This window comes from Ruegeria sp. TM1040, assembly GCF_000014065.1.
Lineage (GTDB): Bacteria > Pseudomonadota > Alphaproteobacteria > Rhodobacterales > Rhodobacteraceae > Epibacterium.
On the sequence record NC_008044.1, the window covers coordinates 3,024,123 to 3,037,329 of the forward strand.

Genomic DNA, 13,207 nt, shown 5'->3' on the forward strand with positions numbered 1-13,207 from the left:
CGTCAGCGCGTGCGTCTCAAATAGACGTAATATGCGCCTTCGCCTCCATGACTGATATGCGCAGGCGTCACCTGCAGCACCGCCTGTGCGAGAGGTTGCAGGGTGAGCCATTGCGGTACCTGATGTCGCAGAACTCCGCGCGGCACTGGCATCGGACCCGGCTCATCGCGGTCCTTGCCCTTGCCAGTGATCACCAGCACCAGCCGCTTGTTCGAGGCCTGCGCCGACAGGATAAAGCGGGTCAAAGCACCATGGGCGGAGTCCATACGCATCCCGTGCAGGTCAAGCTTGCCTTCGGGTTTGAGCTTCCCGCGCTTCATCCGGCGAAAAGCTTTTTCATCCATCCGCAAGGGATCAGTGGCGAGTTTGCGCGCCGGTGAGGCTTTTAGATCATGACCGGGCAGTTTCGCACGGGCTTTGCTGCCTACCTCGAACTGGGGCAGGGGTGCTGGCGCGCTGCGTCGCGGTTTGGGTTTTGGCAAAGGTGTAGGGGGGTCTGCATGGTCTCCGCCCTTTTTTTCGCGGTTGGCATGCAGCCGTTCAGCGTGTTTCACAACCTGTTGCCAAAGGTCGATCTCATCTTCTGTCAGTTTGCGCCGGGTCATCACAGATCATCCGGCAACATGGCATAGGCGCGTTGAATGGGCATAAGCACCATCATCCGCCCCGGATCGCGCAGTTGCCCGGCCTGACGCCCGGCCTCGTCACCGGGCCCAAAGAAAATATCGGCACGCTGCGCGCCTTTGATGGCAGAGCCGGTGTCCTGTGCAATCATCAGCCGCCGCATCTTGGTCTGCCCATTCTTCTCGATCCAAACGGGGGCGCCCAGCGGCGTATAAGCCGGATCAACCGCTATCGAACGCATCGGCGTGATCGATCTGTTCATGGCGCCCAATGGTCCCCGGTTGGAGGGCACTTTGCGCACCTCGCGAAAGAACACATATGAGGGGTTGTGCATCAACAGCTCCATCCCCGGTCCCGGATTACGGCGAACCCAGTTCTGGATCACACCTGCGCTCACTTGATGCAGGTTGTAGATCCCACGCCGGACCATTTCCTGCCCGATTGAGCGATAGGGATGCCCGTTTGCGCCGCCATACCCAAGACGTATCACAGATCCATCTTGGAGTTTGATCCGACCAGATCCTTGAATTTGCAGGAAAAACAACTCAACCGGATCATCGACCCAGGCGATTTCCAATCCCCGCCCGTCCATGACGCCAGACGTAAGAATGTCGCGTCTAGACAACCAGGTCGACGACTGGCGGGCCTCTGGGGGCATCCGATAGACCGGATACTGGAACCGCCCACCTCGCTGGCGCGCTCCGTTGAGTTCAGGTTCGAAATAGCCGGTGAACAGACCTTCTTTTCCGTCTTCGATCAGAACCGGACGAAAAAACAGCTCAAAGAACGCGCGCGCACCGCTGTCATCTGCGTTCTGGGCCATGGCGCAAAGCGATTGCCAGTCTGCCCCGTCCATGTCCATGCAGGTTTCCCGAAAAACGCGAAGGGCCTCGACATGGTTGTCGAGGTCCCAATCAGAGAGCTCTGTGAACTCAAGTATGCGAAGAGACGGCCCCGTCTCGGATTGCGCTCCGGCGCCGGAAAAAAGGGCTGCGGTTAATAACGCCGCGCCAAGTCCATGCCGAAGCGTCTCCGTCATGCGTCCGTTGCCACCAGCAGCCAATTCGGGTCGCCGGTGCCCATCTGGCGCGAGAAGGTCCAAGTGTCCTTCTGCCGCTTCACGGCTTTGGGGTCACCTTCCACGATTTCACCCGCGCGGTTGCGCACGGCCGAGGTCAGCTCACCGACAAAGCGCACAGTGATTTCTGCTGTAGAGGTCGCTGTGTCAAAGGTGGCGTCGATGATGCTCGTCTCGCGCACACCGATGAATTCTGCCTCGATGGTCAACCCCTGATCTTCACGCGCGGACACTGCGTCAACAAAGCTCTGGAAGATATCATCAGAAATAAACGGCTGAATACCGTCTAGCTCACCGGTTTCGAACCCCATCAAGATCATCTCATAGGCGCCACGGGCACCCTGCACGAACTCGGCCACCTGGAAGGAAGAATCCGAGCGTTTCATATCGCTCAGCGCCTTTGACTGCGGGCTGCCTTCGTCGACATACGCGATGATGTCATCGTCGGGGCTGCCCTCGATCACCTCAAACTTGCGCTGCGGGGCGCGTGTTTCGCTGCTGGCAAGCGGGGGCTTTTCAAACCCTTCACGTGTGCCCAGAACGCTTTTTAGGCGCAGGATCAGAAAAACCGCGATGCCAGCTAGGACCAAAAGCTCAATCAAGGGCGACTCCATTTATACCTCATCGTCCAATAGGACCTGTCGGTTTGAAACCAACGTGTTCTGCTCTTATGTAGGTGACAGGCGGGACCAAGTCCACCGTTCAGCCCCAAGGAGAGGACGCCCATCATGCCACTTTTTCTGGCTTTTCTGCTGGTTCCAATCATTGAAATCGCCCTGTTTATACAGGTTGGCGGTCTGATTGGTCTTTGGCCAACGCTCGGGATCGTCGTTTTGACGGCATTTTTGGGGACCTGGCTGGTGAAAACCCAGGGTCGGCTGGCGCTTGGACAGCTGCGTGGGTCGTTTGAACGTCTTTCCGACCCGACGGAGCCGCTCGCGCATGGCGCAATGATCCTGCTTGCCGGTGCGCTTTTGCTCACGCCTGGTTTTTTTACCGACGCTTTCGGCTTTTTGCTTCTGGTTCCCGGTTTTAGGACCCGCGCCTTTGCCTACCTGAGAACCAAGGTGACCGTCGCCTCCTTTCAGATGGGGCAAGATCCGCGCCAGCATCCTCAACACCCTCGCAAAAGTCCGCAGGGTGACGTCATTGACGGCGATTACGAGGATGTAACGCCGCGTCCGCGCAATGAGGGGCCATCAGGTTGGGTGGAAGGTCCGAAATAAGACTTTGAGCATGGCTCTCCAAGCTGATAAGCACGCTGCGACACGTTAAATTCAGGAGATTTCCATGGCCGAAAATGGCGCAGCCGAAGGCACTGCTCAGCAGCCGCAAGTCCAGATGAACATCCTCGGACAGTTCATCCGCGATCTGTCCTTTGAAAATGTGATGGCGCAGAAAGGCGTGGGGGGCGAAGTGCAGCCTGACGTGAACGTGCAGGTTGCTCTCGACGCCAAAAAGCGCAGCACCGAGAACCAGTACGAAGTCATCACCAAGCTGAACATCGAGTCCAAGAACAAAGCCGGTGGCGAAGTTCTGTTTGTGCTTGAGCTGGAATATGTCGGCATCTTCAACATCGCAGGCGTGCCCGAGGATCAGCTTCACCCGTTCCTGCTGATCGAATGCCCGCGGATGCTGTTCCCGTTCCTGCGTCGTATTGTTTCCGACATCAGCCGCGACGGTGGTTTCCCGCCGCTGAACCTCGACAACATCGATTTTGTTGCAATTTATCGCAACGAGCTGGCCCGTCGTCAGGCAGAAGCCCCTGCCGAAGTGACCAACTGAGCCCTCGCGTTCTGGTCAATTAAAGCTCTGGCGCTGCGATCAAAGATCGCGGCGCTTTTTCATTCCGAGGTAACAGCCCACAAAGCATCCTCGCCAAGTTTGCCCACAAACTCGTCGTGGGCCGCTTTTTCCTCGGCCGTCAGCCGAGAGGGCAGGGGCGTCTCACGCGGCGCGGGGCGCCAATTGGTATCAACTGCGTTTTGTCCACCGCTTGATTGTGCTGAAAGCCCAAAATCCGGCTGCCGGCCTCCGATCAGCTCGAGGTACACATCTGCGAGGATCTCGGAGTCCAAGAGCGCGCCATGCAGCGTCCGGTTGGAATTGTCGATCCCAAAGCGTCGGCATAGCGCATCCAGCGTTGCCGGAGATCCGGGAAATCGCTTGCGCGCCATGGCCAGAGTATCAATAGCCTGATCCATCGGAAGCTGCGGCAGGTTCATCCACCCAAGCTCCGCGTTCAGGAACTTCATATCAAAGCTGGCATTGTGAATGACCATCTTTGAATCACGCACAAAGTCCAGGAACGCCTGGCCTACCTCGGCAAAGAGTGGCTTGTCCTTCAGGATCACCTGACCGGGGGCAGGCGGTTGCGGTGGTTCCAACAGATCGGGACCAATACCATGCACGCCAAAGGCCTCGTGCGGCATCGATCGCTGCGGGTTGATGTAGACGTGGAATGTCTCACCGGTTGGCATATGATTCAGGAGCTCCACAGCCCCGATTTCGACAATTCGGTCGCCAGAAAACGGGTCAAAGCCTGTGGTTTCCGTATCGAGTACGATTTCACGCATGCGCCATTCTCCGTTTGATATCCTCTACGACCGCTGTGACCTGCGCGCGGGCATGTTCCATTGTGTCGGTTTCGATCCTGAAGTCGCTGCGCGCCAGCTTTTCCTCAATCGGCATCTGCTTTGCAAGGATCTGCTCGAACTGCGGCTCCGTCATGGTCCCGCGCGCAAGAACCCTCTGACGCTGCATCTCGGGCGAGACAAACACGCAGGCCACCGCATCCATTTCCGCCTGAGAACCGGTTTCAAACAAAAGTGGGATGTCGAAAACGAGAATGTCTGCCTCCGCAGCTATACGAAATCTCTGCCGGTCGGCCTGGACCAGCGGATGAACGATATCCTCGAGCACCTTTAAGACTGATTTATTTAATGAAATCAGTTCTTTCAGGATATCGCGATCCACGAATCCCGCTGCCGTCACCTCTGGGAAGGCATCCCCGATAGGCGTGACGGCGGCCCCGCCTTTTGCATAGAGCGCGTGGACGGCTGCATCCGCGTCCCAAACCGCACAGCCTGCCTCCTTAAAGAGGGCAGCTGTCGTGGATTTGCCCATCCCGATCGATCCGGTCAGTCCAAGCGAAAAAACCATCAAAGAATAGCGTCACGCGCGGCGCTGTTGACCTCAGGGCGTTGACCAAACCAGCGTTCAAAGCCCGGTACGGCCTGATGCAACAACATGCCCAGACCATCAACCACAGTACACCCAGCCTCTTCGGCGGCCTGCAGAAGCTCCGTTTTGAGGGGGTTATAGACAAGATCCGTGACCACAATACCAGAGTGCAACCCATCCAGTGGCACCCGCAAACGACGCTGGCCTGTCATTCCAAGAGACGTGGTGTTCACTACGAGACTTGCATCCTCGATCACATTCCCGGCCTCCACCCAGTCCACGGCAGTGACCTTCGACCCAAATGTCTGCGCCACTTCTTTAGCGCGGGAGCGGGTTCGATTGGTGAGCCGGATCTCGGGAACGCCGGCCTCAATCAGCGATGCGATCACGGCGCGGCTGGCACCTCCCGCGCCAAAAACGGTCGCAGGCCCCGATTTTGCGTCCCAATCTGGCGCGCCTTCATGGAGGTTGGTAATAAAACCATATCCATCCGTGTTGTCGGCAACGATGGCGCCATCTTCGTGAAAAATCAGAGTGTTCGCCGCGCCCATCAATTTTGCACGATCCGTCACCTTGTCGGCGATTTCCATGATCGACTGCTTGTGCGGGATTGTCACATTCGCGCCTACAAATCCCATTCGTGGCATCATGCGGACAACGGACTCCAGATCCTCTGGTTCCACGTGCATCGGCATGTAATGTCCGTCGACTCCATAAGTCTTGAGCCAGTGACGGTGCAACTGAGGAGACTTTGAATGGGCAATCGGGCAGCCAATCACACCAGCAAGCGGGATCCTGTTCTCTGTCATTGTTCAATAATCCCCTGCAGTCCTAGATAGTTCATGAGCTCCAACATCGGCAAACCCAAGACATTAAAGTAGCTGCCGTCAATGGTTGTAAACAGCCGCACGCCCTCTTCTTCGAGTTTGTACGCTCCAACCGCATGACGGATGCTCTCCCAGTTACGCTCCACATAGCTCTCCAGATAGGCATCGCTGGCCATGCGCATCACCAGCCGCACCTGTCCAACGTGACGCCAGAGGGGCTTGGCATCGCAATAGATCACCGCAGCCGACAAAAGCATATGACGCTTTCCGCGCATCGCTTTCAACTGCTGCAACGCCTGGTTTTTGTCTTTGGGTTTTGACAGGAGCGTGCCTTCAAAATCGAGCACCTGATCGCAGCCCAGAACCATCTCCTCAGGGAACTTTCCCGACACCTTGCGGGCTTTGGCTTCGGCAAGTGTGTCCGCTATATCTCTTGGAGACGCCCCGTCCGCTTCGAGCGCCGTCTTAATGGCGTCTTCATCCACGCGTGCGACTTCTACTCGAAAGTCGACCCCCGCCTGACGGAGCAGTTTTGCGCGGATCTCAGATCCAGAAGCGAGCAGGATGTGGGTACTCATGTGGAAAACCCTATGGGAAAACGTCTGATCATTCTGGGACGTTTTGTATGATTTTGCACCCTCAACGCAAGGGCGGGAGAAGTTCCGAATTCTGGGGTGATTCCTCCGCGATTCCTCCATGGGGGATTGGGATAACTTTGGGGGAGTGGATAACTTCTCTTCTCCCAGCTTGTCCTCCGGTTATCCCCAGATTCACCTTCGTAAAGGATTTCTTAACGGCTATGTTTTTAAGGCTATTAAGAAGTTATTCACCAAGAAGGCGGAAATGAGGCAGCCACTTTGTCCACGTTGTGCAGAACCGTACTGATGACTCGATAATCCACTGGTTTAGGGGTGCACTACAAAAACATCATCCTTATAAAACTTATTAATTATATTAGGGTGGCCCAACGACCCTCCGTACTTGAGGAAACCAGTCATGGATCTCACCGATCTGATGTTCACGCTCTATCCATACGTGAAATCGCTTCACATCATGGCAGTGATCAGTTGGATGGCAGGGCTTTTCTATCTTCCCCGTCTGTTCGTGTATCACGTGGAAGAAGCTGAGAAGGTGAAGGATGTGGCACCGATCTTTCTCACTATGGAACACAAGCTCCTCAGAGTGATCATGGGGCCTGCAAGCGTAGTCACGTGGATCGCAGGGCTCTTTATGGTGTTCACACCGGGCTTGGTGGACTGGTCTTACGTCTGGCCCTGGACCAAGGGTGCCTCGGTGCTTGCAATGACGTGGTTTCATCATTGGCTGATGTTTCGACACAAGGACTTCAAAGAGGGCAAAAACACCATCACAGGCCGCCAGTATCGCCTGATGAACGAGGTCCCAACGCTCTTGATGGTCGTGATCGTGGTCTCGGTGATCTTCAAGTTCTGAAGCGGGGTTTGACTCACTTCCACAGACCCACTATCTAGCGAGAAAGCGGCCCCGACCGGGGATTCCCGCTATTTCCGTATTTTATACTGTGATCCCCTCTCAACGCAGAGGGAACAAGGGCCGTGTGCATATGACCGAGCAATCTCTGAACCTTTCTGATCTCAAGGCGCAAAGCCCGAAGGCCCTGTTGGCTATGGCTGAGGAGCTGGAGATCGAAAACGCCTCCACTATGCGGAAAGGCGAGATGATGTTCCAAATCCTGCGTGAACGCGCGGATGAAGGCTGGAACATCGGAGGGGACGGGGTTCTCGAGGTCCTGCAGGACGGATTTGGCTTCTTGCGCTCGCCCGAAGCAAACTATCTGCCGGGTCCAGACGATATCTATGTCTCTCCTGACATGATCCGCCAGTTTTCGCTACGCACTGGGGATACGGTAGAGGGGCAGATCAAGGCACCACTGGAAAATGAGCGCTACTTTGCGCTGACCACGGTGACAAAGATCAACTTTGAAGAGCCCGAAAAGGCCCGTCACAAGATTGCATTCGACAATCTGACACCGCTCTATCCGGACGAGCGTCTGCAGATGGAAATCGAGGATCCGACGGTTAAGGATCGCTCAGCACGCGTGATTGACCTTGTCTCGCCGATCGGCAAGGGCCAGCGTTCGCTTATTGTAGCGCCGCCGCGAACCGGTAAGACAGTTCTACTGCAAAACATCGCCCATTCGATCGAGCAGAACCACCCTGAGTGCTATCTGATCGTGCTTCTGATCGACGAGCGCCCTGAAGAAGTCACCGACATGCAGCGCTCCGTCAAAGGCGAGGTCGTGTCCTCCACGTTTGACGAACCCGCAGCGCGCCACGTGGCGGTTTCCGAGATGGTCATTGAAAAAGCCAAGCGTCTGGTCGAACATAAACGTGACGTTGTGATCTTGCTCGACTCGATCACGCGTCTCGGCCGTGCTTTCAACACGGTTGTTCCATCGTCAGGCAAGGTTCTGACTGGTGGTGTGGATGCAAACGCTCTGCAACGTCCCAAGCGCTTCTTTGGGGCTGCGCGGAATATCGAAGAAGGTGGCTCTTTGACGATCATCGCGACCGCGCTTATCGACACGGGCAGCCGTATGGACGAGGTTATCTTTGAAGAATTCAAGGGTACGGGTAACTCTGAGATCGTTCTGGATCGCAAGATTGCAGACAAGAGGGTCTTCCCTGCGATCGACATTCTCAAGTCGGGAACGCGGAAGGAAGACCTCCTGGTCGACAAAGGCGATCTGGCAAAAACCTTTGTGTTGCGTCGCATCCTGAATCCGATGGGGACCACCGACGCAATTGAGTTCCTGCTGTCTAAGTTGAAGCAAACAAAGACAAACTCAGAGTTTTTTGACTCGATGAACACCTAAACGGGGTAGGGCGGAGAAAGAGGCCATCCCATGGAGACGATCTTTGCGTTGGCCACCGCCCAAGGAAAGGCCGGTGTCGCCGTTATACGTGTATCCGGTCCGCATGCGATCGAGATCGGCGAAAAACTAACGCGCAGGACGCTACCTGCGCGAGGTATGATATTTTCAAAATTGAAAGATAGCGCAGGTGAGATCCTTGATGAGGCTCTGGTCTTGTCGTTTACGTCACCTGACAGCTTCACCGGCGAAAATATCGTAGAGTTTCAATTACATGGCAGCATAGCTGTCGTATCTGCAGTGATGTCTGCGATTGAGGAAACCGGTGTTGCGCGTCTTGCGGACCCCGGAGAGTTTACCCGCCGGGCGTTGGACAACGGAAAGCTCGATCTAACTCAGGTTGAGGGCCTTGCTGATCTTATTGATGCGGAGACGGAAGCTCAAAGAAAACAGGCGCAGGTCATCCTTGCAGGCACACTGGGGGATCTGGCAGACCGTTGGCGAACAGATCTTATTCGTGCGGCGTCCCTGATTGAGGTTACAATCGATTTCGCGGACGAAGAAGTACCTGTGGATGTCACGCCAGAGGTAAAGCAGCTTCTTTCTGGCGTATTGCACGACATTGAAAAAGAGGTCGATGGCGTTGCTATTGCCGAGCGCATTCGCGAGGGTTTTGAAGTGGCTATTGTCGGCTCGCCCAATGTCGGAAAGTCGACGCTCCTCAATGCGCTTGCTGGGCGCACCGCAGCGATCACATCTGAGTATGCGGGAACAACGCGCGATGTGATCGAGGTTCGAATGGACCTCGCTGGCCTACCAGTTACCTTATTGGATACGGCCGGACTGAGAGAGACTGACGATCATGTTGAGGGGATTGGTATCCGTCTCGCGCAGGAGCGCGCAGAAAGGGCTGACATCCGCGTATTCCTGGCCGAAGAGGATGAGAGTTTCTCAATTCAGATGCGAGAAGGGGATCTCCGACTGCTTCCGAAGGCGGATGAGCGACGGTCTGCGAAGGGCGCGATTTCTGGCAGAACAGGGCAGGGCGTAGATGACTTGGTATCGCGTATATCGGATACCCTTAGAAATCGGACTGCCCATGATGGTATTGCGACAAGAGCACGGCATCGGGAGACGATGAACCGTGCTGTGCTGAGTTTGCGCCAAGCGATTGAAGTCGTTGAACAGGGGCCCGAGTTTTATGACCTGGCAGCTGAGGACATGAGATCGGCGATCCGAGCGCTAGAGTTGCTAGTGGGTCGGATAAATGTAGAGAATCTTCTGGATGAGATTTTCTCGAGTTTCTGTTTGGGAAAGTAAGGAGTGTTTCACGTGAAACATTCACATTATGACGTGGTTGTAGTTGGTGGTGGACATGCTGGAACCGAAGCGGCTCACGCGTCCGCGAGGATGGGCGTGCGCACCGCACTGGTGACTTTGCGACGTGATGGTATCGGCGTCATGTCTTGCAACCCGGCGATTGGCGGTCTTGGAAAAGGTCACCTGGTTCGAGAAATTGACGCCCTCGACGGCGTCATGGGGCGCGTAGCCGACCTCGCTGGTATTCAATTCAGGCTTCTCAACCGACGCAAGGGGCCAGCGGTCCAAGGGCCGCGCGCCCAGGCCGATCGCTCGATCTATCGCAAGGAAATGTTGCGTGCGACAGAGGCACAATCAAATCTGGACATTATCGAAGGTGAGGTCGTTGATTTCCTGATGGAATCTCCGACTAGGGTCCGCGGCATCATACTCGACGATCAAAGTGAAATTCGTGCAGAATGCGTAGTTCTTACGTCAGGTACCTTCTTGAATGGAGTTATCCATATTGGGAATAAGTCATCGTCAGGTGGTCGCATGGGAGACAGGCCCTCGATCAAACTTGCCGAGCGCTTGAAATCCTTTGAACTGCCTTTAGGTCGGCTCAAGACCGGCACACCTCCGCGGCTGGACGGGAGGACGATCAACTGGGATATACTTGATAGTCAACCAGGTGATGAAGATCCTACTCTCTTCTCATTTCTGAGCACAAATACATCGGCACCCCAAATCGCCTGCGGTATTACCCATACGAACGAGAAAACTCACGAAATTATCAGAGATAATCTCGAGCTGTCAGCTATGTATGGTGGGCATATAGAAGGCGTCGGGCCTCGCTACTGCCCGTCTATCGAAGACAAAATCGTTCGTTTTGCGGATAAGACTTCGCATCAGATCTTTCTGGAACCCGAAGGCGTGAACGATCATACGGTTTACCCAAACGGCATATCAACGAGTTTACCTGAAGATGTACAAGTGGACTACGTCCGATCAATAGTCGGCCTGGAAAATGCTGAAGTATTGCAACCTGGCTATGCGATTGAATACGACTACGTTGATCCGCGCGCGCTTAGATCAACGCTAGAACTTCGCGATGTCGAAGGGCTCTATTTGGCGGGTCAGATCAATGGCACCACTGGGTATGAAGAAGCCGCAGCTCAGGGTTTGGTGGCTGGACTCAACGCCGCGTCCCATAGATTGAAACAACAGGAAATAGTGTTTGGACGTTCGAACAGCTACATCGGAGTGATGATTGACGATCTCATCACAAATGGGGTGACGGAACCCTATCGTATGTTTACGTCTCGTGCGGAGTTTAGATTGTCCCTGAGAGCCGACAATGCAGACCAAAGATTGACGCCTATCGGGTATGACCTTGGTTGTATTTCTGAGGTAAGGAGAAGTGAATTTGATCGCAAAATGGATGCGATAACACGAACTAAGAGCGCGCTTACCTCTGTACTTCTTACACCCAAACAACTTCTCGAGGCTGGTATCCAGGTGAATCAGGATGGGAACAAGCGGAACGGGCTAGATGTTCTCGCTTTTCCAAAAGTCGAATTTGATGACATTCTGCCTCTTTTTCCAGAACTAGCTGATACTGAGACTAGTATCCGCGAACAGGTGACGCGGGATTCTCTGTATGCGAACTATATCGCGCGACAGGAGAAGGAAGTCGCGTCATTGAAGCGGGATGAACAATACAGAATTCCCCGTGATTTCAGCTATGAGATCGATGGGCTGTCCATGGAGTTACGGCAAAAGCTTGAACGTTCGAGACCTGAGAGCTTAGCGCAAGCCGCTCGAATTGATGGTATGACCCCAGCCGCACTGGCGCTGATGCTTGGAAGTTTGAAGAAGCTTTCCAGGGGCGAAAGCAAAGCATCATGAGCGATGGTCGAGGAAACTTGGAACTTGATGTTTCACGTGAAACATTAGAACGACTGATGGTCTTCTCAGAGGTCCTTAAAAAGTGGAACCCGAAGATCAACCTGGTTTCTAGAAAGAGCATCGACGATCTTTGGACCCGTCACATTCTGGATAGCATTCAAGTCTTTGATGCCGCTCCAGAGGGCGGGGCTTGGCTAGATATCGGGAGCGGTGGTGGACTTCCTGGCATTATTGTCGCGATTTTGGCAGCGGAAAAGTCACCGGATACTCGGATTACGCTAATGGAGAGTGATCTGAGAAAATGTGCTTTCCTGCGTAATGCAGCACGAGAGTGCGGTGTGTCAGTAACGGTTAAGTCGAAACGTATCGAGAGTGCCCCAGAAGAAAATTGTGACGTCTTATCTGCACGCGCGTTGGCCGATCTTGATAATCTCTTGGGGTTTGCTGAACGTCATCTCGCCGAAAATGGTACAGCGATGTTTCCGAAGGGCGCGAACTGGAAAAAAGAGGTGGATAACGCGCGCAAGAGATGGCGGTTTGAGTGCGATGAGATTACAAGTGTAACTGAGCCTGGTGCTGTCATCCTCAAGATAAAGGGAGTAGAGCGTGTCTGACTTTTCCCGTTTTGGAGTCCCCCGGATCATTGCGATCGCTAACCAAAAGGGGGGCGTGGGAAAAACGACTACTGCGATTAACCTCGCCGCCGCTTTGGTAGAGGAGGGGATGCGTGTTTTGCTGGTTGATCTCGATCCCCAAGGGAACGCGTCGACAGGACTGGGCGTCGAAGTTGATGACAGAGAGCACACGACTTATGATCTGCTGGTTGAGGAAGCAGAACTCTCACAGGTGATCCGCGAGACAGATCTAGAGGATCTTTGCATTGTCCCGGCAAACGTAGATCTAAGCTCTGCTGACATCGAGTTATTTTCTAACGAAAAACGGAGCTTTCTTCTCCACGACGCCCTGCGTCAACCAGCTATGACGGAATATGATTGGGACTATATCCTGATTGATTGCCCGCCGTCGCTCAATCTCCTGACTGTGAACGCAATGGTTGCCGCACATTCAGTGCTGATTCCGCTACAGAGTGAGTTCTTTGCTCTCGAAGGTTTGTCCCAACTCATGCTCACGATCCGTGAGGTCCGACAAGCTGCTAATCCTCAGTTGCGCATCGAAGGTGTCGTTTTGACGATGTATGATCGTCGAAATAACCTGTCCCAGCAGGTTGAACAGGATGCACGGGATAATCTCGGGGATCTCGTGTTTCGGACAAAGATCCCAAGAAATGTGCGGGTAAGCGAGTCACCATCCTACGCGATGCCGGTACTGAATTACGATCCAAGCTCTCTTGGAGCAAAAGCTTATCGTCAATTAGCTGGTGAGATTATTGCCAACCACCAAGACATCGCGGCACAATAAGAAAAAGAGGGGCGAACA

At 54.4% G+C, this 13,207-nt stretch carries 15 protein-coding genes; 8 read left to right on the forward strand and 7 right to left on the reverse strand.

Features of this window, described 5'->3' with window-relative positions:
- Nucleotides 1-2: 2 nt before the first annotated feature.
- The 3 genes from TM1040_RS18725 to TM1040_RS18735 are packed head-to-tail and all read right to left on the reverse strand — an operon-like array spanning nt 3 to nt 2,316.
- The gene (locus TM1040_RS18725; RefSeq protein WP_011540166.1) at nt 3-605 is read right to left on the reverse strand and encodes a Smr/MutS family protein; all 603 of its coding nucleotides are present in this window, start codon (nt 603-605) and stop codon (nt 3-5) included.
- Nucleotides 605-1,663: a murein transglycosylase A gene (locus TM1040_RS18730; RefSeq protein ID WP_011540167.1), complete on the reverse strand. Its 1,059-nt coding sequence runs from the start codon at nt 1,661-1,663 to the stop codon at nt 605-607. Before TM1040_RS18730 ends, TM1040_RS18725 begins: the two co-directional genes overlap by 1 nt.
- Complete coding sequence (locus tag TM1040_RS18735; protein WP_011540168.1) at nt 1,660-2,316, reverse strand: Tim44/TimA family putative adaptor protein; 657 nt, start codon at nt 2,314-2,316, stop codon at nt 1,660-1,662. The genes TM1040_RS18730 and TM1040_RS18735 overlap by 4 nt, the downstream gene beginning before the upstream one ends.
- Before the next feature lie 114 nt (nt 2,317-2,430).
- On the opposite strand from TM1040_RS18735, the gene TM1040_RS18740 reads away from it, so the two are divergent.
- Nucleotides 2,431-2,928, forward strand: coding sequence for an FxsA family protein (locus TM1040_RS18740; RefSeq protein ID WP_011540169.1), 498 nt, complete (start codon nt 2,431-2,433; stop codon nt 2,926-2,928).
- Between the two features lie 64 nt (nt 2,929-2,992).
- Nucleotides 2,993-3,487 carry a protein-export chaperone SecB gene (gene secB / locus TM1040_RS18745; protein ID WP_011540170.1) on the forward strand — a complete coding sequence of 165 codons (495 nt, stop codon included), beginning with the start codon at nt 2,993-2,995 and terminating at the stop codon, nt 3,485-3,487.
- A gap of 59 nt (nt 3,488-3,546) precedes the next feature.
- On the opposite strand, the gene dnaQ is transcribed toward secB, so the two are convergent.
- Genes dnaQ through TM1040_RS18765 form a run of 4 tightly spaced genes read right to left on the reverse strand, consistent with a single transcriptional unit; the run spans nt 3,547 to nt 6,290 of the window.
- Nucleotides 3,547-4,278, reverse strand: a complete 732-nt coding sequence (dnaQ, locus tag TM1040_RS18750) for a DNA polymerase III subunit epsilon (protein WP_011540171.1) — start codon at nt 4,276-4,278, stop codon at nt 3,547-3,549.
- The gene (gene coaE, locus TM1040_RS18755; RefSeq protein WP_011540172.1) at nt 4,271-4,864 is read right to left on the reverse strand and encodes a dephospho-CoA kinase; all 594 of its coding nucleotides are present in this window, start codon (nt 4,862-4,864) and stop codon (nt 4,271-4,273) included. The genes dnaQ and coaE overlap by 8 nt, the downstream gene beginning before the upstream one ends.
- Complete coding sequence (locus tag TM1040_RS18760; protein WP_011540173.1) at nt 4,864-5,694, reverse strand: shikimate dehydrogenase; 831 nt, start codon at nt 5,692-5,694, stop codon at nt 4,864-4,866. The genes coaE and TM1040_RS18760 overlap by 1 nt, the downstream gene beginning before the upstream one ends.
- Nucleotides 5,691-6,290, reverse strand: a complete 600-nt coding sequence (locus TM1040_RS18765; RefSeq protein ID WP_011540174.1) for a Maf family protein — start codon at nt 6,288-6,290, stop codon at nt 5,691-5,693. Before TM1040_RS18765 ends, TM1040_RS18760 begins: the two co-directional genes overlap by 4 nt.
- A 418-nt stretch (nt 6,291-6,708) precedes the next feature.
- Between TM1040_RS18765 and TM1040_RS18770 the strand changes: the two genes are divergently transcribed.
- The 6 genes from TM1040_RS18770 (at nt 6,709) to TM1040_RS18795 (ending at nt 13,189) form a co-directional block, all read left to right on the forward strand.
- A complete protein-coding gene (locus tag TM1040_RS18770) occupies nt 6,709-7,164 on the forward strand; it encodes a CopD family protein (RefSeq protein WP_011540175.1) in 456 nt (151 codons plus the stop codon).
- A gap of 130 nt (nt 7,165-7,294) precedes the next feature.
- Nucleotides 7,295-8,566 carry a transcription termination factor Rho gene (gene rho, locus TM1040_RS18775; protein ID WP_011540176.1) on the forward strand — a complete coding sequence of 424 codons (1,272 nt, stop codon included), beginning with the start codon at nt 7,295-7,297 and terminating at the stop codon, nt 8,564-8,566.
- Nucleotides 8,567-8,596: 30 nt separating this feature from the next.
- A complete protein-coding gene (mnmE, locus tag TM1040_RS18780; protein ID WP_011540177.1) occupies nt 8,597-9,883 on the forward strand; it encodes a tRNA uridine-5-carboxymethylaminomethyl(34) synthesis GTPase MnmE in 1,287 nt (428 codons plus the stop codon).
- Nucleotides 9,884-9,895: 12 nt separating this feature from the next.
- Nucleotides 9,896-11,770 (forward strand): tRNA uridine-5-carboxymethylaminomethyl(34) synthesis enzyme MnmG, encoded by a 1,875-nt coding sequence (gene mnmG / locus TM1040_RS18785; protein ID WP_044027305.1) that lies wholly within the window; start codon nt 9,896-9,898, stop codon nt 11,768-11,770.
- Nucleotides 11,767-12,384 (forward strand): 16S rRNA (guanine(527)-N(7))-methyltransferase RsmG, encoded by a 618-nt coding sequence (rsmG, locus tag TM1040_RS18790; RefSeq protein ID WP_011540179.1) that lies wholly within the window; start codon nt 11,767-11,769, stop codon nt 12,382-12,384. The genes mnmG and rsmG overlap by 4 nt, the downstream gene beginning before the upstream one ends.
- Nucleotides 12,377-13,189 carry a ParA family protein gene (locus TM1040_RS18795; protein WP_011540180.1) on the forward strand — a complete coding sequence of 271 codons (813 nt, stop codon included), beginning with the start codon at nt 12,377-12,379 and terminating at the stop codon, nt 13,187-13,189. Before rsmG ends, TM1040_RS18795 begins: the two co-directional genes overlap by 8 nt.
- Nucleotides 13,190-13,207 lie beyond the last annotated feature (18 nt).